The sequence below is a fragment of the Archangium primigenium genome (genome assembly GCF_016904885.1).
In the GTDB taxonomy this organism is placed as follows: domain Bacteria; phylum Myxococcota; class Myxococcia; order Myxococcales; family Myxococcaceae; genus Cystobacter; species Cystobacter primigenius.
Window position 1 is genome coordinate 9,131,865 of sequence record NZ_JADWYI010000001.1, and the last position, 26,223, is coordinate 9,158,087.

Annotated in this window: 21 protein-coding genes and 1 pseudogene; 15 read left to right on the forward strand and 7 right to left on the reverse strand. The window is 72.1% G+C overall.

Annotated features, from left to right (window positions below; translation table 11 throughout):
- The first annotated feature begins 6 nt into the window (after nucleotides 1–6).
- Nucleotides 7–3,186, forward strand: coding sequence for an efflux RND transporter permease subunit (locus I3V78_RS37430; protein WP_204495654.1), 3,180 nt, complete (start codon nucleotides 7–9; stop codon nucleotides 3,184–3,186).
- 85 nt (nucleotides 3,187–3,271) lie between these two features.
- Here the strand turns inward: I3V78_RS37430 and I3V78_RS37435 are convergent, their stop codons facing one another.
- Nucleotides 3,272–3,976, reverse strand: a complete 705-nt coding sequence (locus I3V78_RS37435) for an Ig-like domain-containing domain (RefSeq protein ID WP_204495662.1) — start codon at nucleotides 3,974–3,976, stop codon at nucleotides 3,272–3,274.
- Between the two features lie 97 nt (nucleotides 3,977–4,073).
- Here I3V78_RS37435 and I3V78_RS37440 point away from each other — a divergent pair, with 97 nt between their 5' ends.
- Entirely contained in the window at nucleotides 4,074–5,267 is a 1,194-nt protein-coding gene (locus tag I3V78_RS37440; protein ID WP_204495664.1) for an aminotransferase class I/II-fold pyridoxal phosphate-dependent enzyme, read from the forward strand.
- A gap of 732 nt (nucleotides 5,268–5,999) precedes the next feature.
- Here I3V78_RS37440 and I3V78_RS37445 read toward each other — a convergent pair.
- The 4 genes from I3V78_RS37445 to I3V78_RS37460 form a co-directional block, all read right to left on the reverse strand.
- Complete coding sequence (locus tag I3V78_RS37445) at nucleotides 6,000–6,755, reverse strand: DUF5953 family protein (RefSeq protein WP_204495666.1); 756 nt, start codon at nucleotides 6,753–6,755, stop codon at nucleotides 6,000–6,002.
- Complete coding sequence (locus I3V78_RS37450; protein WP_338023835.1) at nucleotides 6,752–7,375, reverse strand: DUF6310 domain-containing protein; 624 nt, start codon at nucleotides 7,373–7,375, stop codon at nucleotides 6,752–6,754. Before I3V78_RS37450 ends, I3V78_RS37445 begins: the two co-directional genes overlap by 4 nt.
- Before the next feature lie 357 nt (nucleotides 7,376–7,732).
- A complete protein-coding gene (locus I3V78_RS37455; RefSeq protein ID WP_204495670.1) occupies nucleotides 7,733–8,104 on the reverse strand; it encodes a peptidase inhibitor family I36 protein in 372 nt (123 codons plus the stop codon).
- Between the two features lie 126 nt (nucleotides 8,105–8,230).
- The gene (locus tag I3V78_RS37460) at nucleotides 8,231–9,088 is read right to left on the reverse strand and encodes a hypothetical protein (RefSeq protein ID WP_204495672.1); all 858 of its coding nucleotides are present in this window, start codon (nucleotides 9,086–9,088) and stop codon (nucleotides 8,231–8,233) included.
- A 68-nt stretch (nucleotides 9,089–9,156) separates the two neighbouring features.
- On the opposite strand from I3V78_RS37460, the gene I3V78_RS37465 reads away from it, so the two are divergent.
- The 10 genes and pseudogenes from I3V78_RS37465 (at nucleotide 9,157) to I3V78_RS37505 (ending at nucleotide 17,514) form a co-directional block, all read left to right on the forward strand.
- The gene (locus tag I3V78_RS37465) at nucleotides 9,157–9,525 is read left to right on the forward strand and encodes an ArsR/SmtB family transcription factor (protein WP_204495674.1); all 369 of its coding nucleotides are present in this window, start codon (nucleotides 9,157–9,159) and stop codon (nucleotides 9,523–9,525) included.
- Nucleotides 9,522–9,908: a VOC family protein gene (locus I3V78_RS37470; protein WP_204495677.1), complete on the forward strand. Its 387-nt coding sequence runs from the start codon at nucleotides 9,522–9,524 to the stop codon at nucleotides 9,906–9,908. The genes I3V78_RS37465 and I3V78_RS37470 overlap by 4 nt, the downstream gene beginning before the upstream one ends.
- The gene (locus I3V78_RS37475) at nucleotides 9,908–10,465 is read left to right on the forward strand and encodes an SRPBCC family protein (protein WP_204495679.1); all 558 of its coding nucleotides are present in this window, start codon (nucleotides 9,908–9,910) and stop codon (nucleotides 10,463–10,465) included. Before I3V78_RS37470 ends, I3V78_RS37475 begins: the two co-directional genes overlap by 1 nt.
- A 77-nt stretch (nucleotides 10,466–10,542) precedes the next feature.
- Nucleotides 10,543–13,128, forward strand: coding sequence for a U32 family peptidase (locus I3V78_RS37480; RefSeq protein WP_204495681.1), 2,586 nt, complete (start codon nucleotides 10,543–10,545; stop codon nucleotides 13,126–13,128).
- A 198-nt stretch (nucleotides 13,129–13,326) separates the two neighbouring features.
- The gene (locus I3V78_RS37485) at nucleotides 13,327–14,310 is read left to right on the forward strand and encodes a glycoside hydrolase 64/thaumatin family protein (protein WP_204495683.1); all 984 of its coding nucleotides are present in this window, start codon (nucleotides 13,327–13,329) and stop codon (nucleotides 14,308–14,310) included.
- Between the two features lie 27 nt (nucleotides 14,311–14,337).
- Nucleotides 14,338–14,838 (forward strand): annotated as a pseudogene (locus I3V78_RS40465) (prephenate dehydrogenase/arogenate dehydrogenase family protein); the annotation flags it as partial.
- An 87-nt stretch (nucleotides 14,839–14,925) separates the two neighbouring features.
- The gene (locus I3V78_RS40470) at nucleotides 14,926–15,462 is read left to right on the forward strand and encodes a chorismate mutase (RefSeq protein WP_476756501.1); all 537 of its coding nucleotides are present in this window, start codon (nucleotides 14,926–14,928) and stop codon (nucleotides 15,460–15,462) included.
- Nucleotides 15,459–15,992, forward strand: a complete 534-nt coding sequence (locus I3V78_RS37495) for a hypothetical protein (RefSeq protein WP_204495688.1) — start codon at nucleotides 15,459–15,461, stop codon at nucleotides 15,990–15,992. Before I3V78_RS40470 ends, I3V78_RS37495 begins: the two co-directional genes overlap by 4 nt.
- On the forward strand, nucleotides 15,989–17,002 hold the full coding sequence (locus tag I3V78_RS37500) for a M28 family peptidase (protein ID WP_204495691.1): 1,014 nt from the start codon (nucleotides 15,989–15,991) through the stop codon (nucleotides 17,000–17,002). The genes I3V78_RS37495 and I3V78_RS37500 overlap by 4 nt, the downstream gene beginning before the upstream one ends.
- Nucleotides 16,999–17,514: a hypothetical protein gene (locus I3V78_RS37505; RefSeq protein ID WP_204495693.1), complete on the forward strand. Its 516-nt coding sequence runs from the start codon at nucleotides 16,999–17,001 to the stop codon at nucleotides 17,512–17,514. The genes I3V78_RS37500 and I3V78_RS37505 overlap by 4 nt, the downstream gene beginning before the upstream one ends.
- Here the strand turns inward: I3V78_RS37505 and I3V78_RS37510 are convergent.
- On the reverse strand, nucleotides 17,509–18,564 hold the full coding sequence (locus tag I3V78_RS37510) for a DUF6929 family protein (RefSeq protein ID WP_239576973.1): 1,056 nt from the start codon (nucleotides 18,562–18,564) through the stop codon (nucleotides 17,509–17,511). The genes I3V78_RS37505 and I3V78_RS37510 overlap by 6 nt on opposite strands.
- A 95-nt stretch (nucleotides 18,565–18,659) precedes the next feature.
- Between I3V78_RS37510 and I3V78_RS37515 the strand changes: the two genes are divergently transcribed.
- A complete protein-coding gene (locus I3V78_RS37515; protein WP_204495697.1) occupies nucleotides 18,660–22,457 on the forward strand; it encodes a VIT domain-containing protein in 3,798 nt (1,265 codons plus the stop codon).
- Nucleotides 22,458–22,464: 7 nt separating this feature from the next.
- Here I3V78_RS37515 and I3V78_RS37520 read toward each other — a convergent pair whose 3' ends face one another.
- Nucleotides 22,465–22,797, reverse strand: a complete 333-nt coding sequence (locus I3V78_RS37520; protein ID WP_204495699.1) for a tellurite resistance TerB family protein — start codon at nucleotides 22,795–22,797, stop codon at nucleotides 22,465–22,467.
- Between the two features lie 541 nt (nucleotides 22,798–23,338).
- On the opposite strand from I3V78_RS37520, the gene I3V78_RS37525 reads away from it, so the two are divergent.
- Entirely contained in the window at nucleotides 23,339–25,423 is a 2,085-nt protein-coding gene (locus I3V78_RS37525; protein WP_204495701.1) for a PilZ domain-containing protein, read from the forward strand.
- A 43-nt stretch (nucleotides 25,424–25,466) separates the two neighbouring features.
- Complete coding sequence (locus I3V78_RS37530) at nucleotides 25,467–26,222, forward strand: hypothetical protein (RefSeq protein ID WP_204495703.1); 756 nt, start codon at nucleotides 25,467–25,469, stop codon at nucleotides 26,220–26,222.
- The last annotated feature ends 1 nt before the right edge of the window (nucleotide 26,223 follow it).

Below are 26,223 nucleotides of genomic sequence, written 5' to 3' on the forward strand. Positions count from 1 at the left end.
CGGCCCATGTTCTCCGACTTCTTCATCAAGCGGCCCATCTTCGCGAGCGTGCTGTCCATCCTCATCACGCTCGTGGGCGCCATCGCCCTGCCCACCCTGCCCATCGAGCAGTACCCGGATCTCGCCGCGCCCCAGGTGACGGTGACGTCCACGTACATCGGCGCCTCCGCCGAGACGGTGGAGAGCGCGGTGACCACCGTGCTGGAGCGACAGCTCAACGGCCTGGAGGGCATGCGCTACATCTCCTCCAGCAGCACCAACAGCGGGCAGAGCACCATCACCGTCACCTTCGATCCCGGCCGGGACATCGACGTGGCGGCGGTGGACGTGCAGAACCGCGTGGCGCGCGCCAGCGCCCAGCTGCCCTCGGAAGTGAACGCCCTGGGCATCATCATCAACAAGGCCCAGTCGCAGCTGCTCGTCTCCTTTGGCCTCTATGACAAGGAAGGCCGCTACACCACGAGCTTCCTGAGCAACTACGCGGACGTGTACATCCGCGACGCGCTCTTGCGCATCAACGGCGTGGGCGACGTGCGCATCTTCGGCGAGCGCCGCTTCGCCATGCGCCTGTGGTTGGATCCCGTCAAGCTGGCCAGCCGGGGCCTCACCGCCACGGACGTGACCAACGCCCTGCGCGAGCAGAACGTGCAGGTGGCCGCGGGCCAGGTGGGCCAGCCCCCCGCCCCCACCGGCCAGACGTATCAGATCAACGTCCAGGTGGCCGGCCAGCTCTCCTCGGTCCAGCAGTTCGAGGACATCGTCGTGCAGCGCGGGCCGGACGGTGGGCTCGTGCAAATCAAGGACGTGGGCAAGGTCGAGCTGGGCGCGGAGAACTACAACCAGCTCTTGCGCTGGAATGGCCGCGAGGCGGTGGGTCTGGGCATCTCCCAGCTCGCCGGCTCCAACGCCCTGCAGGTGCGCGAGGACGTGGAGAAGGAGCTGCAGCGGCTGCAGCAGAACTTCCCGCCGGGCCTCGTCTACGAGCGCTCCTTCGACACCACGCTCGCGGTGCAGGAGTCCATCGACGAGGTGGTCAAGACGCTCTTCGAGGCGGTGGTGCTCGTCATCATCGTGGTGTTCGTCTTCCTGCACGGCTGGCGCAGCATCCTCGTGGTGGCCACGACGCTGCCCGTGTCCCTCATTGGCACCTTCGCCTTCGTGAGCGCGTTTGGCTTCTCGCTCAACACCCTCACGCTCTTTGGCCTCACGCTGGCCACGGGCCTGGTGGTGGATGACGCCATCGTGGTCATCGAGAACGTCGAGCGCGTCATGGCCGAGGAGAAGACGGACGCGCGTCAGGCCACCCACGACAGCATGAAGCAGGTGGGCGGCGCGGTGATCGCCACGGCGCTGGTGCTCTCCGCGGTGTTCATCCCCGTGTCCTTCTTCCCGGGCACCTCGGGCTCCATCTACCGGCAGTTCGCCCTGACGCTCGCCTTCTCCATCGGCCTGTCCGCCCTGGTGGCGCTCACGCTGTCCCCCGCCCTGTGCGCGCGGCTGCTCAAGCCCCACGAGGGCGAGAAGTGGCGCGTCTTCCAGTACGTGGACCGCACGGTGGATGCCTTCCGGCGCGGCTACTCGCGCTTCCTCGGCCGGCTGCTCGGGCCCCGGGCGCGCTGGGGGGTGGTGGGCGTGTTCGTGGTGCTCATGGCCCTCACGGGCCTGCTCTACAAGGTCACCCCCAGCGGCTTCATCCCGGAGGAGGACCAGGGCTACCTCATCATCGCGGTGCAGGGCCCCGAGGGCTCGTCCCTGGACTACACCAAGCAGGTGCTCATCCAGGTGGAGGAGCAGCTGGAGAAGATCCCCGAGGTCACCGGCCGCTTCACCGTGGGCGGCTTCTCGGTGCTCGGCACGGGTCCCAACTACGGCACGCTCTTCGTCAACCTCAAGCCGTGGGCCGAGCGCGAGGAGAAGGAGCAGGCGGTGGCGGGCATCATCGAGCGGCTGCGCGGGCCGCTGGCCTCCATCCAGGGCGCGCGTGTGCTGGCCTTCCAACCGCCCACCATCCGCGGCGTGGGCAGCGTGGGCGGCTTCGAGTTCGTGCTGGAGGATCAACAGGGCACGCACACGCTCGACGAGCTGTCGGCGGCGACCCAGCAGCTGTCGGCCAAGGCCAACCAGGCGGGCCCCCTGCGCAGCGTCTTCTCGTCCTTCACCGCCACCACGCCCCTGCTCAACGTGTCGGTGGACCGGGAGAAGGCCAAGGCGCTCGGCGTGTCGCTCAACGAGCTGTACTCCACGCTCCAGGTGTACATGGGCAGCGCGTACGTGAACGACTTCACGCTCGCCACGCGCGTCTACCGCGTCTACGTGCAGGCCGCCGCGCCCTTCCGCAGCGAGCCCAAGGACATCGCGTCCTTCTACGTGCGCTCCACCACGGGGCAGATGGTGCCCCTGGAGAGCCTGGTCACCATCACGCCCATCACCACGGCGCAGACCATCCAGCACTACAACCTGTTCCGCTCGGCCACCGTCAACGGCCAGGGCGCGCCGGGCACCAGCACCGGTCAGGCGCTGGAGGCCATGGAGGAGGTCGCCCGGCAGAGCCTGCCCAACGGCTACGCCTACGAGTGGACGGGCCTGTCACTCGAGCAGAAGCAGGCGGGCGGCACGGTGCTGCTCATCTTCGGCCTGGGCATCGTGTTCGTGTTCCTGGTGCTCTCCGCCCAGTACGAGAGCTTCGCCCTGCCCTTCGTCATCATGCTCGCCGTGCCGGTGGCGATGCTCGGGGCGCTGGGCTTCCAGTTGCTGCGCGGGCTCGTCAACGACGTGTTCTGCCAGGTGGGTCTGCTCATGCTCGTGGGCCTGTCGAGCAAGAACGCGGTGCTCATCGTGGAGTTCGCCGAGCAGCTGCGCCACCAGGGCAAGGGCGTGGTGGAAGCGGCGATTCAAGCGGCGGACACGCGCCTGCGCCCCATCCTGATGACGTCCTTCGCCTTCCTCCTGGGCGTGCTGCCCCTGGTGCTGGCCACGGGCGCGGGCTCCTCGTCGCGCAAGTCCCTGGGCACGGCGGTGTTCGGCGGCATGCTGCTGTCCACCTTCGTCAACCTCATCTTCATCCCCGTGCTCTACACGCTGGTGGAGACGGCGCGCGGCAAGGTGCTCAAGCGCCACGAGAAGAAGACGCCCCCGCCCTCCAAGCCCGAGGGCGGTGGACCCGAGGGCACGCCCCAGCCGGCGTGAGGCGCGCGGACAGGACGTGACTGCCCGGCGGGCGGCGCCTCTTCTCCCTCGAGGAGGGGGCCGCCCGCCGGGCGTTTCAGCGCGCTCAGTAGCCGGTCACCTGCCAGGACCAGGCCTCGGACGCCGGCGTGCCCTGGTTGCCCACGCCATCCGCCACGACCCCGCGCACGACGACGGACAGGGTGTAGGGCATCCACGACGCGTCCGTCACGTCCGCGAAGCTGAGGGTCTTGCGGTCCTCGGACAGGCGCGGCGCGCGCAGGGTGCGCGGGAAATCGCCCGCCGCCTGCGCCTCCAGCCACAGGGTGTCCACGGCCGAGGGCTCCAGGGGCTCGGAGAACTCCAGGACGATGGGGTCGCCCTTGCGGACCGACCTCGCGCCGGCCGCGGGCTGACGCGAGACGATGCGCGGCGGTGTGCGATCCACCACCACCTTGCGCTTGGGCGTCGTGAAGCCCTGGGTGCCCGACGCCACCCGGACCGACAGCGCGTGCTCGCCCTCGGGCCAGTCCCGGGTGTCCCACCGGTAGCTGGCCGCCTCGAGTTGGGTCACCCAGCCCTCGTCCACATAGAGGTCCATCCGCTCCGGCACGCCCCCCCGCACATTCAGGGCGATGCCCAGGTCACCGCGCGTGACGGCCATTTCCTGGGGCGCGAGAAACTCCACGCTCACCCGGGAGGACGACGCGGGCGGCGAACCGGGCTCGCCCTCCGTCCCTTCCCCACAGCCCCCCAGCAGCGCGAACCCCAGCACCAGGACACGACCGCCTCGTTGCAACCACAAAGACATGACCGCTCCCCTTCCGTTCAGCGGCTCCCCCCCAGGGTTGGGAGCACGGCACGACGCGCGGTGTTACAACGCGCCCATTCCACCCGAGGTCCTCCACTTGGTCCGCCCCGCCCGTCACATCGAGAATGTCCGCTACGCCATCCGCAATGTCGTGGCCGAAGCCCACCGCCTGGAGACCCAGGGTCGGCGCATCCTCTACCTCAACATCGGGGATCCGCTGAAGTTCGACTTCCAGACGCCGCCGCACCTCATCGAGGCGGTGAGCCGGGCCATGCGGGACGGACACAACGGCTACGCGCCCTCGGCGGGCATCCTCACCGCGCGCGAGGCCATCGCCCGCGAGTGCACGGACAAGGGCATCGCCGTGTCCCCGGACGACGTGGTGGTGACGTCCGGCGCGAGCGAGGCGCTGGAGCTGGCGCTCACGGCGCTCCTGGAGCCCGGCGAGCGGGTGCTGCTGCCCTGCCCCGGCTACCCGCTCTATGGGGCGCTGATGGCCAAGCTCAACACCGTGGGCGTGCCCTACACGCTCGACGAGGAGCACGACTGGTCGTTGGACCTGGAGGAGATCGACCGGCTGTGCACGCCCGACACGCGCGCCATCCTGCTGTGCAATCCCAACAACCCCACGGGCGCGGTGCTCGGCCGCGAGGTGTTGCAGGGGCTGCTGGAGATCGCGCGGCGGCGCAACCTGGTCGTCCTGTCGGATGAGATCTACGACAAGCTCATCTACGACAAGGCGCACGTGCCCACGGCGGCGCTCGCCACGGACGTGCCCATCCTGACGTTCAATGGCCTGACCAAGGCGTACCTCACGTGTGGCTGGCGCGTGGGCTGGCTCGTCTTCAACAACGCGCACCTGATGCCGGAGCTGCGCGCGGCGGTGCTGCGGCTGGCGGACGCGCGGCTGTGCTCGTCCGGGCCGCAGCAGCACGCCATCGCGCCCGCGCTGGACGGGCCCCAGGAGCACATCCAGGAGATGATGACGCGGCTGCGCGCGCGGAGGGATTTGACCGTGCGGCGGATCAACGCCATCCCCGGCCTGAGCATGCAGGAGCCGTCCTCGGCCTTCTACGCCATGCCGCGCATGCAACTGCCCGGGGTCACGTCGGACGAGGCCTTCGTGATGTCGCTCCTGCGCGAGACGGGCGTGCTGTTCGTGCACGGCAGTGGCTTCGGGCAGAAGGAAGGCACGCAGCACTTCCGCATCGTGTTCCTGCCCCAGGAGGAGGTCCTCACCGCCGCCTTCGACCGGCTGGAGGCCTACGTGCGCGAGCACCACCCGGTGTGACGGGCAGCGTGCGTCATTGGGCTGGCGTTGCCCGCCTTCTCGTTCTCCGCAGACCGGGATGCCTGTCACCTGGACAGGCATCGGGCGTGGTTTCAGCGTCGGGCACGCAAAGAGAGAGAATCCCGGCGACCGGCTCGGTGCCCGGTCACGCGCCCACAAGAAACGCAGCGAAAGCGAGCAAGCTCAGTTCAGAGCCTCGGTAGACCCACCGCGCGGCCCTGCCACCGACTGAATTGCTTCGCGAATTGGAGAGCCGCTGCAACCTCTTGGCGAGTTCACGAATCGCTCGCGAAGCGCCGAACTGCTCGACTGCCAAGCAAATGCAGTCCAGATACCGCTGTTCCGACGCCATGGACTCGTCAGTGAACATCGCAAGCAACCATGCCGCACCGAATACACGCAACAAGACACCAAGCACCTCTGCCCACCTGTTGAGGTACAACGCAGCGGGTGAGCCTTGTCCTATCCGGTCGGCGCAGACGAGCACAGAACCCAGAAGTCGGATTGGGGTGTTTCCCATAAGAGTTCCCTCAGAGCGGGGCACCCGTGGAGAAATTCCGACGAGATTCCCTCTGTGAGTCCTCCTTGGTAACGGACTGGACGACACCGCGTTCCTCGGGCTGAGGCCTCCCGCTGAACCACGATGGGGGCCTAGCTCAACCGCAGGGCAGAACCCTCAGTGGCCTCTCACCAAGTCACAACCCGGGGAAGCGTTGCGGCTACCAAGCGACCTCAAGGGGATGCGCGTCCACCTATTTCTGGAAAGGACGCATAGGCCCGTTGGAGGATGTCTAGATGCTCGGAGTTGTCCAGGTCGAGGGGCGCCTCGGTGAGTTGAACAATCCATCCGCCCAACGCGGTACGACGTGAGCGCGCGAGGAGATCCGCGTCGCGGGCGAAATCCGGAAAGCCAATGGCCCGTGAGGCGGCTTCCGACCAGTAATTCAACCACCCGAGTCGCTGCGGAACCGCGGGCGAGCGCATCTGCTCTGGAAGCTTGAGCGCGGGAAGTCCTCGGGGTGGAGTTCCTGGCTTGTGCACTGAGTCCACTGTTTGCCGTGCGATCTCCACTCCCGCGCGAAACGGTGTCGCGTGTCCCCAGAACGCCCGTGCTCCCTCCGCGACGCCTTCAAGCACATTCCCCGCGAATGGGAGCACGGACTCGTCCAGTGGCAGCTCGGCGTGGATGTCCGACAGCGGTTGACCCCCCGGCGCCTGACGAGGCGGCGTCCGGAGCCCATAAATCGTCATGGGAGAACGGTCGTCACCGTTGCACACCAACGGGAATGCCCCCTTCCGCGTTTCTTGCGTGAGCCATGCATCACGCCGAGGCAATGCGATGGGCTGCCCTTCCCGCGAGACCTTCCACGCCAGATGCACATCGGGAAGCGCCCGCTCCATGCCGTGAACAGCGGCGAGCGCACGCTCGTCATTGTCCGCGAACTCGGGGGCATAGACGATGAGCCCCAGCGTCCTTCGCTGACTCATCGCGGACACCCCGTGACGACGATCTGGAGGTCAAGCGCCTGGAACTCCAGGGCTTCTTTGTGCTCTTCCGTGCTCACGCCCACGACGAAACCGTACCCACAAGACGTGGCGATGTCGCGTTCCGCCCGAAGCTCTTCCACCTGGGTGCGGATCACCTGTCCGCGGAGGAAGTCACTGTACGTGCCAAACTGGTCGGTCTTGATCTCCCACAGCACGCGCGCCCCCACTTGCAGTGCGTCGAAGTGCTTGCCATCGACGAGCACGTCCATTCCCGGATAGCGGTTGGGCGGAAACATGTCGGCGCATCGATCATGCGCGTCGTCCCCGCCCCGGTGCTTCACCGGGATGGGCTCGCATCTGAAGCGGCGCTCCTGTTCCGAGAGTCCGGGAGGCCATGGCGGAGGGATGTCAGGGCCTTCCGGCTTGGGCTTCCGCCTTCTCTTTGTCTGAAGTTCCCCGGACGGAGCGTTCCTCTTCGATTCATATGCGTCCAGCGCCTCCTGGATCGCGAATCCCACGACCACTCCGCCTGTCACGATCACGGCCCCCAAGGCGATCTCCGGTGCCGCCAAGACGCAGACACCGAACCCCACGACAGCCGCGCCCACGGCGCTGAGCATGCACCGTCCCGTGGTGTCGTGAAACTCGACCCGATCATGGTCGAGGGCCTGGTAACAGCGTTCCGCCAGCACGGGCCAAGGCCGCGAAGCCTCCTGGACGGCGCACCGCCCGCCGTCTGTCCAAGGCAACGTCGCCGCACGCTGAAGGTTCACGATCCTCGGGTCCCGGCGCACGCTCGCCGTCGGGCCTGGCCCTGACGTGGCGCAGGCGGAAACGAAGAGCAGCAGCGAGGTGCACGCGCGAAGATTCATGGTGCTGTCCTCAAGCCGTGCCGCCTCCGTGGAGCGTCGGAGCGCGGAAGGTGCACACCGGTTCCGAGCCACCTCGCCCCCGGAACCGGCGCGCCTGTCGTCAGGTCAGTAGACCCAGACGCTCTTGGGCGTGAAGCCCAGGGAGGGGATCGACCCCTGGACGGGCGCCGGCCCGCCGACACAGTTCTCGTTGAGGAACATGGCCGCGGTGGCGCTGTTGGTGTTGATGGCCGAGTGCGCCCGGCCCTCCCAGCCATGCTCCGGCAGGTTGACGCAGGTGCCCGCGCGCGGGTTGAGCGCCCGCACGTTGAAGACCGCGCCCGTGTAGTTCTCACCCTCGAACAGGCAGAGCGTGTTCGACCAGGGACACGGCGAGCTGACCGCCGCCGACACTCCCGTGGGCTGCAGCAGCGTCGCGCTCGCCACCAGCCCGGCCACCGCGAGCAAGCCCACGTTCTTCCGCTGTCCATTCCGCATGACGGTGTCTCCTTCGCCCGCGCCCGGCGGGCGTTGTCGTGATTGGACACCGGCCCTAACAGCGGAAATCAAGTTTTCCCAGAAATTTCATTGAGCCTCAAAAAGTACGCTGCCGGGGCGTGCGCTTCAGGGAGACAGCGCGCACGGGTGGTAGCCGCCCGTGTCTCGCGCGGGGGAGCGCCGGTAGCACCAGGGCGTCTTCTGGGACTCCTCACGGCACGTCCCCGACAGCGCGCGCGCCCCCGAGGGCAGGTCCACGAACTGGCCGCAGTCGCGCATCGTCTCCTCGATGAAAAGCTCGCGCGGAAAGCCCTCGCCCCGCGGGGACACCTTCGCCGTGGACGCGCGCTCCACGACGCCCTGGTGCCGGGTCTTCGTGGGGACGATGAAGATGAGGTGGACGTCCTCCCGCCCGCCCTCCCAGTACTCCAGCGCCTCGACGTCGTCGCGCCCATCCGAGGTCTTGGAGTCCACACGAATCACCTGGCGCGTGGCGTCCGTCAGGTGCTCGAAGCCCACGGTGGTGCGCACCCAGGACGCCTCCGGCACGCCTGGCAGGAAAGGCAGCCGCAGGGCGCACCACGTGTCTGGCGCCCCCATCGGGTGGAGCAGCACGCCATCGAGCAGGCGCGTGCCCCCGCAGACCGTGCCCCGCACCTGGAGGAGCACGTCCCGCGTGTCCGCCGACAGGACCCGCGCATCCTGGAGCTCGGGCACCACCGCCGGGGTCCCTCCACAGGCCGCGCGCGCCCAGTCGGTCTTCAGGCCCAGCGCCGTGAACAGGGACTTCAACTCCCCCGCCGACGGGGCGGCCCGGACCTTCGCCGTCCAGTCCGAGGGCTTCACCTGGACCCGCTGGCCGTGCGCGCAGCGCGGCGGCTCCACGGCGGGTGCCGTCTGGGCGGGCGGCCCCGCGAAGGATGTCCCGGCGACCAGCAGCACCGCCGCCAGGCCCAGGGAATGGAATCGGAAACGAGCAGTCATGGCGCGAGTCTAGCGTCTGATTCAACCCAATGGTTGACAGTCCCGCCCGAGGCCCTATCCTCAACCGTATGGTTGAGCATGACTCCCGCGCGCTGGACGAGGTGTTCCACGCCCTGTCCGATCCGACGCGGCGGGCGATGTTGCGCCGCTTGAGCGCGCGGGAGCACACCGTGGGCGAGCTGGCCGAGCCTTTCTCCATGTCGCTCGCGGCGGCGTCCAAGCACGTCAAGACGCTCGAGCGGGCGCGGCTCGTGCGCCGCACGGTGCGCGGACGCACCCATGTCTGTGGACTCAACCCCTCGCCCCTGGCCGAGGCGAACGAATGGCTGCGCTTCTACGAGCGCTACTGGACCGGGCGGCTCGACGCGCTCGAGGCCCTGCTCCGGGCCGAGGACGCGGCGACCGCCAAGAACCCCGAAAGGAAGAAGAAGCGATGAAGATCAAACTGACGAGCGTGCTGGTGGATGATCAGGCCAAGGCGCTGGCCTTCTATACGGAGAAGCTCGGCTTCCTGAAGAAGAACGACATCCCCATGGGGCCCTACCGGTGGTTGACCGTCGTCTCGCCCTCGGAGCCCGACGGCGCCGAGGTGGTGCTCGAGCCCATGGCCCATGCGTTCTCCAAGACGTACCAGCGGGAGCTCTATTCGGCGGGCATCCCCCTCACCGCGTTCTTCGTCGAGGACCTCGCGAGCGAGTTCACCCGGCTCAAGGCCCTGGGCGTGGTGTTCGCGAACGAGCCCATGTCCATCCCCGGTGGACCCACGGTCGCCAAGATCGATGACACCTGCGGCAACTTCCTCCAGCTCGTGCAGGTGTGATGCACCGCGCCCGGACCCGCGGCGCGCCCGGCGCCTTTCCCGCGCCCGGCACGGTCCGCTTCGAGCGGCTGCTGCCCGGGCCCGTGGAGCGGCTCTGGGCCTACCTCACGGACTCGGACAAGCGGGGCCAGTGGCTGGCCACCGGGGCGATGGAGCCCTGGGTGGGCGGGCGCATCGCGCACGTCTTCCGCCACGCGGACCTCGGCTCATCGCCCGAGCCCATCCCCGAGCGCTACCAGCACATGAAGGACGGCCATGCCTTCACCGGCCGCATCACCCGCTATGAGCCGCCCCACGTGCTGGCCTACACCTGGGGCGACGCGCCCGACGCCTCCGAGGTCACCTTCGACCTGAGCCCCCGGGGCGCGGACGTGCTGCTCGTGCTCACCCACCGGCTGCTCGGCGCGCGCCGCGAGCGCGTCAGTGTCGCGGGCGGCTGGCACACCCACCTGGAGCTCTTGGAGGACCGGCTCCATGGCCGGGTGCCTCCCTCGTTCTGGGCCGTCCACAGCGCCCGGGAGGCCGAGTACGAGCGGGTGCTCGCCGGGGAGGAGTAGGCCCGGGCGCCGCCCCCCTCCTGGCCCTCCAGGCGGGCGGGGCGGACCCGGCGGGGCTCGCGTGTTATGGAGGCCCCATGCCTCCCCGCCGTCCGGAAATCCTCGCCCCCGCGGGCGACCTCGACTCCCTGCGCGCCGCGCTCGCCAGCGGCGCGGACGCCGTCTATTTCGGGCTCGACGAGGGCTTCAACGCCCGCGCCCGCGCCAACAACTTCTCCGTCGACACGCTCGCGGAGACCATGGCGCTGGTGCACCGCGCCGGGGCGCGCGCCTACCTCACGCTCAACACGCTCATCTTCGAGCCCGAATTGCCCGGCGTGGAGAAGCTCCTGCGGAGCATCGCCCGGGCCGGCGTGGACGCGCTCATCGTGCAGGACCCCGCCATCACCCTGCTCGCGCGCGCCGTGTGCCCCCAGCTGGAGCTGCACGCCTCCACGCAGATGACCGTCTCCAGCGCGGAGGGCATCCGCTTCGCCCGGGCGCTCGGCGTCACGCGCGTGGTGGTGCCCCGCGAGCTGTCCACCTCGGAGATCCGCCGGCTGGCGAGCCAGACGGACATGGAGCTGGAGGTCTTCATCCACGGCGCGCTCTGCATGTCCTGGAGCGGCCAGTGCCTCACGAGCGAGGCGTGGGGCGGACGCTCGGCCAACCGGGGCCAGTGCGCCCAGTCCTGCCGCCTGCCGTATGACCTGGTGGTGGACGGCCAGACGCGCGAGCTGGGCGACGTGCGCTACCTGCTCAGCCCCAAGGACCTGGCCGGCGTGCGCGCGGTGCCAGAGCTGGTGGACATTGGCGTGCACAGCCTGAAGATCGAGGGCCGCCTCAAGGGGCCCCAGTACGTCACCACCACCGTGCAGGGCTACCGCCGCTGGGTGGACGGGGTCGTCGCGGGCCAGCCCGACGAGGCGCAGCTCGCGCGGGACCTGGCCGACATGTCCCTCACCTACAGCCGTGGCGTGTCCAACGGCTTCCTCGGGGGCTCGGACCACCAGACGCTCGTGGAGGGGCGCTTTCCCAAGCACCGGGGCCTGTTCCTCGGCCGCGTGCGCTCCGTGTCCGGCAAGGACGTGCGCGTCACCCGGGACGAGCGGCCGTGGACGGGTGCGCTCGGCCTCGGCGAGGCGCGGCCCGAGGGGCCCCAGGGCGCCGTGTCCGCGCCGATCGGCGAGCCCACGCCCGCCGAGCTGGAGCCACGCCCGGGCATGGGCGTGGTGTTCGACGCGAGCGCCCCCGAGGACAAGCACGAGCCCGGAGGCCCCATCTTCCGCGTCGAGCGGCAGGGCGCGGACTGGGTGCTCGGCTTCGGCCATCCGGGACCGGACCTGGGACGGGTGGCGCCCGGCCAGCGCGTCTGGCTCAACAGCGATCCCGCGCTCGTGCGCCGCACCGAGGCCCTGCTGGCCCAGGGCGAGCCCGAGGGCCGCGTGCCCCTCGCCCTCACGGTCTCCGGCGCCGAGGGCGCGCCCCTGCGCGTGCACGCGCGCGCCTGGGGCCACGAGGCCTCCGCCGAGAGCCCCACCCTCCTCACCCCCTCCAAGGGCAAGGGCCTGGACGAGGCGCTCCTGCGCGACAAGCTGGGGGCCTGTGGCGGCACGCCCTTCACGCTCGCGGGCCTGGACGTCTCGGCGCTGCCGCCGGGCCTGCACCTGCCCGTGTCCGAGCTCAAGGCGCTGCGGCGCGACGTGGTGGCGGGCCTCCTGCCCCAGCTGGAGCGCGGCCCCCGGCGCACGGTGACGGACACGCCGGTGCTCGCCGCCGTGCGCGCCGAGGCGCTCGCCCGCGTGCCCGAGGCCCCGCCCGACACCGCGCCCCGGCTGTTGCCCCTGTGCCGCGACGACGCGCAGCTGGACGCCGTCATCGCCGCGGGCCTGGGCGAGGTGGAGCTGGACTGGATGGAGCTCGTGGGCCTGCAGCGCGCGGTGGAGCGGGCGCGCGCGGCCGGGCTGCGCGTGACGATCGCCACCCTGCGCGTGCAGAAGCCCGGCGAGGAGGGCTACGACACGCGCCTGGACAAGCTGCGGCCCGACGCGGTGCTCGTGCGCCACTGGGGCGCGATGATGCACTTCCTCGAGCGCCCCGCGGGCGGGCCCCGGCCCGTGCTCCATGGGGACTTCTCGCTCAACGTCACCAACTCGCTCACGGCGGCGCACCTGCTCGGCCTGGGCCTGGACACGCTCACCGTGTCGCACGACCTGGACGAGGCGCAGCTCTTCGCCCTGCTCGCCGAGGCCCCCGCGCACCGCTTCGCCGTGGCGCTGCACCACCACATCGCCACGTACCACACCGAGCACTGCGTCTATTCGCACACGCTCTCCAACGGGCGCGACTTCAAGAGCTGCGGCCGGCCCTGCGAGAAGCACCAGGTGTCCCTGCGGGATCGCATCGGGCTGGAGCACCCGGTCATCGTGGACGTGGGCTGCCGCAACACGGTGTTCAACGCCCAGGCGCAGAGCGCCGCTTCGCTGGTGCCCCGGCTGCTGGAGCGCGGCGTGCGGCGCTTCCGCGTGGAGTTCGTGCGCGAGTCGCGTGAGGAGGCCACGCGCGTGCTCGCCGCCTACCAGGAATTGCTCGCGGGCCGCTGCGCCCCGGCCGAGGCGGTGCGACGCGCCGCGGTGCACGAGCAGTTCGGCGTCACCCGCGGCACCATGAAGGTCCTGGGCTGAGCGGCCCGGCCCCTGGTGACTCCTGTCATCAGGGGCAACGGCAGTCACCAGGAGACGGCCCGCCCCGCGCCCCGGGGCTCACGGGATTTCAAGAGGTTACGAGGGCTCCAGGGCTGGCACGGCGGGTGCTAATGTCCCCGGCATACGACGCCGCTCACAGACGGCGCCCCCGCCCGCCGTCTTCCGAGGATGCCCGCCATGTCCATCAACTCCATCAACCGCGGTCCCGTCTCGCTGCCCGCCCTGCCCCAGCTCCAGCACGCCCAGAAGCCGGCGGCCGTGGAGTCCCCGGCGGCCCCGCCCCAGGCCAACCCCATCCAGCAGATGCTCAACAGCGATGGCTTTGGCGAGGGGGGGCTGGAGCAGCTGACCAAGGGCCTGGAGCAGATGGTCCAGACGCTGAGCAAGGTGGCGGAGCTGCTGGGGGCGCAGGGCGCGCAGGGCGCGCAGGGGGCGCAGGCTCCGGGCGCGGCGGGTGGCATGCCCGCCGAGAGCGCCGTGCCGGACCTCGGCGGTGAGGCCCCCGTGGGCGCCGCGCCCCAGGCCCCCGTGGCCCCGAGCGCTCCCCAGGGCGCCGCGGCGCCGGCCGAGGCGGGCGCGACCGCTCCCACGGCCAAGGCGGGCGCGTCCAAGAGCGACCCCAAGGTGGGCAACACCATGGAGTTCAAGAACGACGGCACCAAGCCCATGGAGATCAAGTTCACGCCCAACGCCGGTGGCCAGGAGATCGAGTCCCTGACGCTGCAGCCGGGCGAGAGCATGACGAAGCAGTTCCCCGAGGGCTGGACGGGCAACTTCCGCAGCACGGCCGGTGACGGCGCGGCGGCCACGCTCGGCGAGGTGGCGTTCAACGGGGGCGGCAACAACACCTACTACGACGTGAGCTACATCGAGGGGAACAACGCCGCGATGACGATCGCGCCGGAGAGCGGCGGCCGCGTGTCCGGCACCCTGGACAACCTGGCGGCGGGCGCCCCCGAGTCCATCCAGGCCAAGAACGCGGACGGCTCGGTGTACGGCATCAAGAAGACGACCCACGCCGAGGTGCAGGACCAGTCGGTGGTGGACTACTACCGCAAGAACGTGGGCGAGGCGCAGGGCTACGTGGTGCCCAAGGACGACGCGAGCACGCTGGGCACCAGCGACACGCACCTCAAGGTGACGCTCAAGGACGTGTTCTAGTCCTCGGCCCCGGCCTCACGCCGGACAGCACGCGCGGCCCGCTGGCACTCCCGGCGGGCCGCTTGTCGTTTACACTGCGCGCCCATGACGACGGTCGCCATCGTGGGATTCGGACGCTTCGGCCGCGCGCTCGGCGGCTTGTTGGAGGAGGCCCAGGTCCCCTGGCGGGCGTGGGATCCGGTGGCGGACATCCCCGCGCCCCACCGCGCGGCCTCGAGCCGCGAGGCCCTCCGGGACGCCACCCACGTGGTGGTGGCCGTGCCCGTGGCGCTCATGCGGCACGTGCTCCTGGACCTGAGCCCCGCCCTGCGCCCCGAGCAGCTCGTGATGGACGTGGGCAGCGTCAAGGTGCGGCCCGTGCAGGCCCTCACCGAGGTGCTCGGCACGCGGGTGCCCTGGGTGGGGACGCATCCGCTCTTCGGGCCGCTGAGCCTCGCCATGGCCGAGCGGCCCCTGCACGTGGTGCTCTGTCCCAACCCCCTGCACCCCGAGGCCGCCGCCCGCGCACGCGCTTTCTACGAGCGCCTGGGCTGCGAGCTCATCGAGCAGAGCCCCGAGGGGCATGACCGGGTGATGGCCCACACCCACGCGCTCACCTTCTTCGTGGCCAAGGGCATGGTGGACGCGGGCTCGGGGGTCAACGTGCCCTTCGCGCCCGCCAGCTTCCGCTCGCTCTCGCGCACCATCCAGTTGGTGCGCTCGGACGCGGGCCACCTCTTCAGCGCCATCCAGCACGAGAACCCCTTCGCCCGCGAGGCCCGGGGCCACCTGCTCGAGGCGCTCCAGAACGTCCACCGCGAGCTGGACGCCCAGCCCGCCGAGGTGGGCTTTCCCGAGGAGCCGCCCCTCGCCCCACCCGCGCTCGAGACGGGCCTGCCCGAGCTCCAGGAGACACGCGCGCTCATCGACCAGGTGGACCAGGAGCTGGTGGCGCTCCTGGCGCGACGCGCGGAGCTGGCGCGGCGCGCGCTCAAGGCCAAGGCCCAGGCGGGTCAGCCCGTGCCGGACCCCGCCCGCGAGGAAGCCATGCTCGGCGCGCGGCGGGAGTGGGCCCAGGCCCGCGGTCTGGAACCCGACGGCGTGGAGGCCCTCTTCCGCGCCATCCTGCGCTTCTCCCGGCGCGCCCAACAGGAACGGAGTGGACCCACATGAAAGCCTGGGGGGCCCTGGCCCTGCTGCTGTCCGGAGAGGCCCTGGCGTCCGGACATGAAGTCTCGCTCGGCGCCACGGCGGTCGTCCTCACCAACGGCGGCGCGTACAACATCACCGCGCCCCGCCTGGGACTCGACGCCCGCTACACGCATGCCTTCGACACCTGGCGCCTGGGCGGCGGTGTGCGCTGGGCGCCGAGGGGACAGGGCGCGCTGCCCCTGGAGCTGTATGCCCAGGCCCTGCTGAGCCCCGCCCGGGGCGTGTGGCGGCCCGCGGTGGGGCTCGAGCTGGGCGTGAGCGGCCTGCCCATCGTCCTGCCGCCCACGGGGGGCTTCCCCGACGATCTGCCGGAGCTGCAAAGCGCCCAGCTGGCCCCCGTGTACCTCGCCGTGCAGGCCCAACCCCTGCGCTTCGTCCACCGCGCCTGGAGCCTGAGCGCGCTGGAGGTGCAGTGGGGCACCCCCATCAACGCCCCGGGCGCGGCGCTGCGCGTGCAGTTCGGGCTGCTCCACCTGGGAGTCGAGCTATGAGAGCACCGTCCGCCGTCCTGCTGGGACTGGCCCTGGGCTGGGCCGCGTGCGCCACGCACGTGTCCCTGGAGGAGACATCGCTCGCGCGCGCGGGCGCCTTCGCCGAGGGCGTGGAGCGCGCGCGACTCGTGGCGGACATCGACGCGCTCGTCGCCGCGCATGCCGAGGACACGCCCCTGCCGTGCGACCTGTTCGAGCCGGGCACCGACAGCACCCGCCGGCCCGTGTGCCACCTCACCCGGGACCGCGCGCGGGAGCTCGTGCGCGCGCGCCTGGAGTCCCTGGGCCTGCGCGTCACCACGCATCAGGTGGACGATCCGCGCTTTCCCACCACCAACCTCATCGCGGAGATCCCTGGCACCGAGCTGCCCGGCGAGGTGGTGCTGGTGGGCGCCCACTACGACTCCTTCTTCCTCGGCGCGGACGACAACAGCTCGGGCGTGGCGGCGATGCTGGAGCTGGCCCGGCTCGCCGCGGGCCAGCGCTTCCGGCGCACCGTGCGCTTCATCGGCTTCGACCTGGAGGAGCTGGGCCTGGTGGGCAGCACCCGCTACGTGCGCGCCTTCCCGGACGAGCGCATCGTCGCCTCGCTCGTGTTCGACTGCGTGGGCTACCGCAGCCAGGAGCCCGGCTCGCAGAAGGGCCTGCCCGGCTTCCCCCTGCCGCCCCGGGGGGACTTCCTCGCCGCCATCGCCAACGAGGCCTCGCGCCCCCAGGTGGAGGAGCTCAAGCTGCTGGGCGCGCGGCTCCAGCACGTGGCCGTCGTCGCCATCGTGACGCCCCAGGATGGCTCGGGGCCGGCCTCGGGCAACCTCATGCGCAGCGACCACGCGCCCTTCTGGCTCACCGGACAGAACGCCCTGTTCCTCACCGACACCGCCAACTTCCGCAACCCCCACTACCACCTCGCCTCCGACGTGCCCGACACGCTCGACCCGGACTTCCTCACCGGCGTCACCCGGCTGTCCGCCGCCGGCATCGCCTACTGGGCGGAAGGCCCCCTGCCATGATGGCCGCCTCGCTCCTGCTCGCCGCCGCGCTGACGGCCGCCCCCGACACCCCCGTCCCGGCCCACCGGCTCTCCCTCCACGCGCGCGCGAACGTGACGGCGTACCTGTCCGACGCGCGCAGCAAGGGGGGCCTGGGCGGCGGCGTGGGCCTGCGTGACACCGTGCACGGGCGCTGGCTCCTCCAGGCCGACGTGGGCGCGCTCACCGGCCTGGGCTCGGTGCTCGAGGTGCGCCTGGGCGCGGGCGTGCAACGCCAGGGCTTCTGGGCGCCCGCGGCGCTGCTGTCCCTCACCGGCCTCTTCGGCGACCAGCTCTCCTTCGCCCTGAGCGAGCGCGACCACACCGTGCGCGGTCCGGCGCTCGGCGTGGGCGTGACGCTCGCCCCCGCGCGCTTCCAGCTCGGCGAGGCCCAGGTGTCCCTGCTGGAGGTGGGCGTGGGCGTGGGCTCGGACCTGCCCGGACGCGGCCTGCTCATTGGCCTCACCCTGCTGGAAGTGGGCGTGGCGCTATAGGGCGTCGGCCGGCGCGTCCAGGACGAGCTCGAACAGGGTGGCGATGACGGCGGGGTCGTCCGCGTCCGACACGAGCCACAAGGACAGCCGGCCCGCCGTCTCGCGCACCTCCACGCCCTCCAGCTTCACGCGCGTGTCCACGGCCCGCAGCCACAGGGGTGTCCCGTCCTCCGAGAGCAGGCCCACGGCCGAGCCCACCACGGCCCCATCCGTATACGCGCTCCGGGTGTCCTCCGCCGAGGCGGTGAAGACGAGGCGCCCGTCGGGCAGCGGCGCCGCGTCCGAGAACGTCAGGGGCACGCCGTGCAGCCGACCCAGCTTCCAGCGGCGCACGCTCCGCACCGACTCGGGCTCCGGGGGCGTGTCCGCCGCCAGGGCCTGGAGCACCCGCGCGCCGTCCACGTCCATCACCGCGTCCGCGCCCCCCACCCGGTTGCCCCGGTTGAGCAGCCGCAGGTGGCCCGCCACCCACGCCGCGCCCTCCACGTTGAGCGGTCCCGCCTCCCGCGTCAGCCGCGCGTACAACGGCGCGAGGTCCACCAGGTGCGGCGCGCCGCCGATCGTCCCATCCTCCGCCAGGGGCACCCACGCCCCGCGCAGCCGCTCCGGCGTGCTCCCCGAGGGCAGCGCGAGCAGGGCGCCATGGGGCGCGCCGGGCAGCCCGTCCACACGGCAGAGCGCCTCCAGGTCCGGCTTGCGCGCCTTGAGGGCCTCGGGTTCCCGGGGCAGCTCGCCCGGCAGCAGGCGCGTGAGGTGTCCGGGGCCCGCCCCCGCCACCGGAAAGGAGGAGAGCGACAGGGAGTCGTCCGCGACGACATGCAACCAGTCCCCCACGCGCACGAGGCCACTCGCGGCGGAGATGTACCGGGGGCCGCCGGGCCGCTCGGGCGCGGCGAGGTCCAGGGGCCGCACGGAGGTGAGGTGGAGCACGGCGGCCGTCTTGTCGACGCGGGGCCCCTTCCCGATGGGGGCCCGCCGGGCGCAGGCGGGCAGCAGGCACGACAGGAGCAGCAGGGGCGGGAGCAGGACGCGGAGGGGAGTCAGGGCCATGCGAGGGGTTTCCTGGATTTCGCGCGGCACATCCACTCCTGTCCGCGCCGACCCCACCTGCGACGGCCCGCGCGGGTGGAGTAGCCTGCGCGTCCATGTCCCCGACGCGTGTGTCCCTCTCCGGAGTCCTCCTCGCCGTCCTGCTGCTGGCGGGCTGCCAGCGCGACCCCGCGCCCCAGCCGCCGCCCCCCGAGAAGATCCAGGGCCCGCCGCCCGAGGCGTCCCCGGTCCCCTCCCCGGTCGCGACGCCCGAGCCGCTCCCGGCGCGCCAGGCGCCCCGGGTGACGCCGCCGCCCGCCTTCGCCCAGGCGGGCCTCACCATGCCCACCACCCTCGCGGGCACGCCGGACCCGGGCAGCGTGGACGTGCCCGCCCTGCAGGACGCCGTGGCCGACCCCGTGCGGATGACGGAGCAGGACATCGAGAAGCTGCGCGCCGACGCCCGGCAGCGCGCCTGGGAGCGGGGTGTCACCTTCCCGTCCTCCTCCAGCCCCGGCGCCCCGGCGGGTGAGCCCGCCCGGAGCGGCTCCCTGAGCAACTTCGGCTCCGCCCAGGCGGAGGCGCTGGGCGGACCGGAGGACATGGCGATGCCCGCGGAGGAGGCCGAGCGAGACGCCCCCCGCCAGGCGCCGCCTCCACCGCCGCCGCCCGCCCCGGCCGCCGCGCCCCGGCCGAGCGCCCCGGCCGCCGCCGCCCCCCAGGAGGACTTCGCGAGCGCGGCCGAGGCCCCGGCGCGCGCGGAGCGCCCCGTCATGAGGCAGCAGCGGCGGGAGATCATCCAGATCATCAAGGGAAGCGCGGGGGGCTCGCTGGGGGGCCTGGCCGGAGGCCCGGGCGGCGGAGGCGAGCCCGCGAAGAAGCGGGCCTCGAAGAACGAGGCCGCGAGGAACGAGGCCCCGGAGAAGGGGGGCCGGACCGTGCTGCCCCGGGTGGAGTCGGCGCCCCGCATGGCCAAGGTGCTGGTGCAGGACACCCAGGGCCGCTACCAGCCGCTGCAGGCGCGCGAGGTGCGGGTGGTGACGTACGTGCAGGGCCCGCGCGCGCGCACCGTGGTGGACTACCTCTTCGAGAACGACAGCGACCGCGCGCTGGAGGGGACTTTCTACTCGCCCCTGCCCGGCGGCGCGACCGTGGCGGGCTTCGCGCTGTACTCGGGCGCCCAGGTGGTGACGTCGCCCTCGCTCTTCCAGTCCTCGCGGCTGTTGCCCCCGCTCGGGGACACGCGGGACATGACGCGGCTCGCGGCGGCGGCCCCGCCCGGTGACGGCAAGCAGCCCTGGGGCGAGCCGCAGGAGGCACGCGTCGTCGAGCAGAAGCGCGCGCGCCAGGTCTACGAGGACGTGGTGCGCCAGAACGTGGACCCGGCGCTGGTGGAGTGGGCGGGCGGCTCCACGTTCAGCGCGCGCGTCTTCCCGCTGCCGCCCCGCTCGCTCAAGCGCGTGGTCATCGCCTACGAGCAGACGCTCGTCTTCGACGGCGAGCGCCTGCGCTACACGTGGACCCTGCCGCCAGGCGCGGGCAAGGCGCTCAAGGTCTCCGCGCGCGTGCACGTGGACCCCCAGCACACGGACACGGTGACGGTGGCTCCCCAGACGCGTGAGTCCGCCCGGCGCGGCCCGTGGCGCGAGTGGGACTGGGCCTCGCTGCAGGGGGACGGCGCGCTGGACGTGGCGATCACGCCCAAGAGCCCCGAGGCGGACACCCTGGTGGGCGTGGATGCCGCGGGCCTGCCCGGGCCGGCCTTCTTCTCGCGCGTGCGGCTGCCCGAGCGGCTCACCGCCGCCGCCCCCGCCGCCCCCACGGGCCGCGCGGTGCTGGTGGTGGACACCTCGCTGTCGGCCGAGGAGGGCAATGCCTGGACGCTGCAGGGCGCGCTCCTGCGGGCGCTCTTGGAGAAGGACGAGAGCCTGAGCGAGTACGCGGTGCTGCTCTTCGACGTGCGGCCCCGCTGGCTGCACGGCACGGGCTTCCGGCGCAACACCCCCGAGGCCCGCCAGGAGACGTTCGCCGAGCTGGAGCGCGTCTTCCTGGAAGGCGCCTCGCACGTGGACGGCATGCTCACGGAGCTGGACACGGCGAGCCGGGGCTGGCTCAAGCCCGCGGCGGCCAACGAGCGGGTGACGGCCTTCCTGCTGTCCGACGGCAACGTCACCTGGGGCCAGAGCCACGTGGACGCGCTCGTCTCGCGCCACCCGGTGGCCGAGACGCTGCGCTGGGTGAGCTACCGCTTCGGCGAGTCGGCGGTGAACCAGGACCTGTTCGACGCCCTGGCGCGCTCGGGCCGGGGCCGGGTGGTCAACGTGCTGTCCGGCGCCGAGGTGGACGCGGCGGCGCGCGCGCACCGCCTGGGCGCGGTGGCGCTCGCGCGGGTGGCGGTGAAGGGGCCGGGCAGCGGCGCGGGGGCCAAGGATCTGGTGGTCTCGGGCCGGCCGCACCTGGTCTTCCCGGGCCAGGAGCTGCGCGTGGCCGGACGGCTGCCGCGCTACGCCCCGGTGTCCCTGGAGGTGGTGACGCGCGTGGGCGACGAGGAGCGCGTGCTGGAGGTGCCCCTGCGCGTGCCCGAGGGCCCCGGCGGAGACACGTTCGCGCCCCGCGCCTGGGCGGAGCTGTTCGTCTCCCGGCTCATCGCGCTGGAGGATCCGAAGCTCGATTCCATGATCGTCGCGCTCAGCCAGCACTACCGGCTGACCAACGCGCGCGCGTCCATGCTCGTGCTCGAGTCCGAGGCGGACTACAAGCGCTACGCCATCGCCAACGAGCAGCAGGACCTGGGGGACCTGGACGCCTTGCAGGCGAAGCTCCAGGACCAGCGGCGCGACGAGCTGTTGGGGCTCTCCCTCACGGGCGTGCCCGAGTCGGGGCTCGCGCTGCTCAAGACGCTGGGCGAGCGGCAGGCGGAGCTCGGCACGCGCATCCAGGCCCAGCCCCTGCGCGACGAGCCCTACGCGGGCGGAGACAAGCGCCTGGCGGCGGAGCTCGCGTACCGCAAGGCACGGCGGGCCAACAAGGACGACGTGCTGGTGTACGAGGCGGTGGCGCGCCAGCGGGCCTTCGCCGGGGACACCTGGGGCGCGGTGCGCGCGCTCTCCTCGCCCGTGGAGCTGCGGCCCCGGGACGCCGAGGCCCTGCGGCTGGTGGGCTATGGCCTGCTCGCGCTCGGCCAGTACGCGGCCGCCACGGAGCTCTTCGAGCACGTGCGGCTCACCCGCCCCTTCGAGCCCCAGGCCTACCTGGAGGAGGCGCTCGCGCTGGACGCGGCGGGCCGACCCGCGGAGGCCGCGCGCGACTGGGAGATCGTCCTCGCGCGCGACTGGCCCCGGCACTCCCGCGAGGTGAAGACGGTGGCCGCCTGGCACTACGCGCGGCTGCTCGCGGCGCTGGCCAAACACCCCCGGCTCCAGAAGCAGAGCGAGGCGCTCCAGGCCCGGCTGCTCCAGGTGAGCGAGGGGCTGGGCAAGGGCGCCGCGGGCCTCCTCGACTACCAGCTCACCACGCACTGGAACGTGGACTCGACGGACATCGACCTGTGGGTGGTGGAGCCCAGCGGGGAGAAGTGCGCCTATGACAACAAGCGCACGCGCCTGGGCGGCGAGCTGTACTGGGACATCACCGATGGCCTGGGCCCGGAGCTGTACCACGCGCGCAAGGCGTGGCCGGGCCCCTACCACGTGCTGGTGCACTACTACGGCAGCCGCTCCCAGCGGGGCGTGGTGCCCACGGCGCTCCTGCTGGTGACGGACCGCCACGTCTTCGGCCAGGAGGACACGTACGACCGGCGCTTCCAGCTGCGCATCCTCCCCAACGAGAAGGCCTACCTGCTCCTGCGGCGCGAGGAGCTGGTGGCGGGCAAGGGCGAGGTGACGCCCGCCAGCCACCCCCAGAAGCCGCGCTGAGCGCGAGTCACGCCGGGCCGAGGATGAGGCGCAGCTCCGCGAGCAGCTCCTTCTCCTCGGCCTGGAGCTCGCCGTCACTGGCGATGAGGGCCTGGATCGCCTCGAAGACCTCGTCCGAGCGGCCCTGGAGCAGCGCCAGGTCCGGCGCGGGGGGCGGCGTGCCCTGCTCCAATGACTTCTTGAGGGCACTCAGCTCCGACTCCGGGACCCCCCAGCTCCGGGCCGAGCCCAGGATGACGCCCGCCTCGCGCGGGTCCACCCGCCCGTCGCTCTGCGCGAGCTGCAGCATCACCTTGAGCACCTCGATGTTGAAGAGATCGTCCGCGCTGAGCCTGGCCATGGAGGGCCCTCCTTCCCGGGAGCCTCGCTTTTCCCGGGCCCGGCCGCCATGCCCTTCTCTCTCGCGCGGCCGACACTTTGGATGTCACCGGGTCCACACTTCCCGGCTCCGCATGTCCACCACCCGCGCGGCCCCCGGGGCGCGGCCCCGCCCACACTTCACGTAAAGCCTCCCTTCCCGGCAATCCCTCTCACGCGGCGGCGGGGGTTTCACCGGGAAGAAAGGACATACGGGGTGCGGCCGCAGCCCCGCCAGCCAGGAAAGAGCCTGACAAGCCTCGCGGCGGCGCGACGAAGTCTGTGTTCACCGGGCTCCATTCGGGCGCGGCTTTCGCTGGGAGATGGGCTCCTTCGGGAGTCTCCGCCGAGGGGAACGGACTTTTCCACCGCCGCGGCGAGTCCCGGGCGGTTGAGCAATGAATGGCGCTCCTCACCTTGACGGATGGCGGGCGGAGCGTTCTTCTTGGGTGCAAGGGATTGAGGCATCGGGTGAAGCCAGAGCGTGCTTCGCCGCGCGCCCTTCCCCCGGAAGAGGGGACGCCATGCGTGAACACCAGGAGACCGCGACGGCAACGGCGCTCGCGGCCGGGACGTACTCAGGCTATTCGTTGCACGCGCACCGGCCCGACCAGGGCATCAATCTCATCCTGTCCCAGCCGGGCATCAGCAGCAGCCGGGTGACGCGGCTGAGCCCCACGGCGGTGTGGGCCCTGGCCGAGCCGGGCACCGAGCTGCCCCCGCGCGAGCGCCCGCTGCAGGTGCTGCTCGACGACAACGGGCGCACCATCGGGCCCTTGCGCGGGGAGATCTTCTGGAGCGACCCCCGCCACCAGAACGCGCCCTTCGGCATCCAGTTCGTGGACGTGACGCTGGAGCAGGGTCGGCAGATCCTCTCCGCGCTGGACGTGGCCTCGCGCGAGGGACGCGCCCTGCCCGCCGTGTCGCCGCGCCCCATCGAGGAGGCGCTGGTGGACCCCGAGCGCATCCGCTCCATCCTCAAGGCCGTGTGCGTGATGAAGCACCAGGGCCTGTTGCGGCAGCTCGGCCGGACGATGCGCGTGTCCCTGGAGTACTTCGACGTGGAGGGCTCGCAGCTGCACTGGCGGCTGGAGGAGCCGGGCGCGCAGTGGGGGCCCGCGCCGCACGACATCGAGGTGGTGGGCTACAACTCCGCCTACCGGCTGCGCGTGCCGGCGCGGGCGGTGCGCGGCGAGCGGCTGGTGACGCCCATTCCGCGCCAGCTCTGGCGGGTGCGCCACCGCTCGCAGCGGCGGGTGCCGGCGCCCCCGGGGCTCCAGGCCCACTTCCACCACCCGCTGTGGCGGGAGCTGGGCGCGCGCGCGTGCGACGTGCTGGACGTGTCCTTCACCGGCCTGTCGTTGAGCGGCGCGCCGGACGAGCTCGTCTTCCCGGGCCTCATCCTGCGCCCCATGGAGGTGCGCGACGCGCGCGGCGAGTCCCTGTGGCTGCGCGGCGAGGTGCGCTACGTGGGCGAGACGAACGCGGACGGGCGGCGGATGCTCGGCGTGCAGGTGACGCCCCTGTCCGCCGAGGACGAGACGCGCTGGGTGCGGCTCGTGTCGCATTGCCTGTGCCCGAACACGCGCGGCGGCGAGGCGTGGCTGGAGCCGCTCTGGGAGCTGCTCGCCGACTCGGGCTACTTCCAGCTCACGGGCCTGCCCGCCGAGCGCGTGGAGGCCGAGCGCGCCCTCTTCCTGGACACGAGCCGCCGCGCCGCCCAGGCCCCCCAGCTCTTCTGCCAGACGGTGTGGCCGTCCGAGCGGGGCGTGGAGGGCACGCTGTCCTCCGTGCGCGCCTACCGCCATGGCTGGCTCATCCACCAGCTCGCCCGGCGCCCCGGCAAGCCCCCCGGCCACGTGCCCTCGGGTCAAATCCTGCGTGACCTGCACGTGCGCACGCTGGAGCACGCCCAGAGCGACGCGGACTTCCGCTGGCTCATGGCCTACGCCGGGGAGCACCACCCGCTCTTCGAGCGGCTGCACCTGACGTTCGCCCGCGCGCACGAGGCCAGCGGCGACGCGGCGGTGATGCCCGTGCGCATGGCCACGCTGCGCAGCGACACGCCGAGCGACGTGGACGCCCCGGGCATCGAGTGCGGCCCGGCCGATGCCGAGGAGCGCGTGGACGTGGCGCTGGAGCTCGCCCGCATCCGGCCCGCGGCCTACGTGGACGCGCTGGACCTCACGCCCGAGCGGCTGGAGCTCCGGGGCACCGCCGAGGCCTGGCGCGCCGCGGGCCTGGAGCGCGAGCGGCAGGTGCTGGTGGCGCGCCACGAGGGCCAGGTGGTGGCCGCGGCCCTGGTGGAGCTCGCGCAGGAGGGCGCCACGCTCTCCGGCCTGCTGGACACCGTGCGCCTCTTCCCGCTCGCGCCGGGGGGCGAGGACACCTTCCCCACCCTGCTCGACGAGGCGCGCGCCTGGTACGCCGCGCGCGAGCGCGCCACCTTCACCCTGGTGGTGGAGCGCGAGGAGGACGAGGTCCTCCTGGAGGCCGACAGCCCCCGGCAGTGCCTGTGGCTCCTGTCCGCGCGCCTGCTGCCCGAGTTCCTGGAGTACGTGAGCGAGGCGACCGTGGGTCGTCTGCCGCCCACGCCCCCCGACGCCTGAGCCCGTCCCCGTCGCCCCTTTTCCATCCGCCCCGAGGAGCTTCATGAGCCTGGTCAAAGAGCTGTACGAGCCCTATGTCCTGCCCACCCGCGCCCGTCTCGCGACGGAGGCCGTGGTGCGCCGGCTGGGCGATGGCTCGCTGGAACCCCACGTGCTGGAGCGCTTCTTCCTCCAGTACCACGCGCTCGGGGTGTACCTCACCGAGCCCCTGGAGAGCTGGGTGCGCCGCGAGGGCCAGCGCTGCCTCTTCCAGGGCCTGGACGCGCTGGGCAAGGCGCTGCTCGCCCAGGCGCGCCCCGAGGCCCAGCAGCACGTCATGCTCATGGACGACACGCGGCTGCTCGTGCGGCGCTGGAACCTGCGGCGGCCCTGCACGCTCAACGCCGAGCGGCTGCTCGCGCAGTTCCCCACGGACGCCATGCGCGACTGGCGGCTGCACGTGGAGGAGACGCTGACGGAGGAGCCGCCGGGGGCGCAGATCGCGCTCGCCTACGAGCTGGGCCACTTCCACCAGACGCTGGGCCCGGTGCTGCTCGCCCACGTGGCGCGGGCGCTCGGCCGGGAGGCGCTCGACGGGCTCACCTTCCTCAAGGAGAACGCCCAGCCGGCCACCGGGCGCGCCCTCACCCAGGCGCGGCTGATGGAGGACCTGTTGCGCACCATGCCGGAGAACGCCCAGGTGCTCGCGGAGCGGGGCGCGGGGGTGCTCGACCTCCACCTGCGCTTCCTCGAGGACTGTCTGGAGTCCGCCGAGGCGGCGGTCTGGAGTCCGCCGCCCCCGGGCGCCCCGGCGCGCTGAA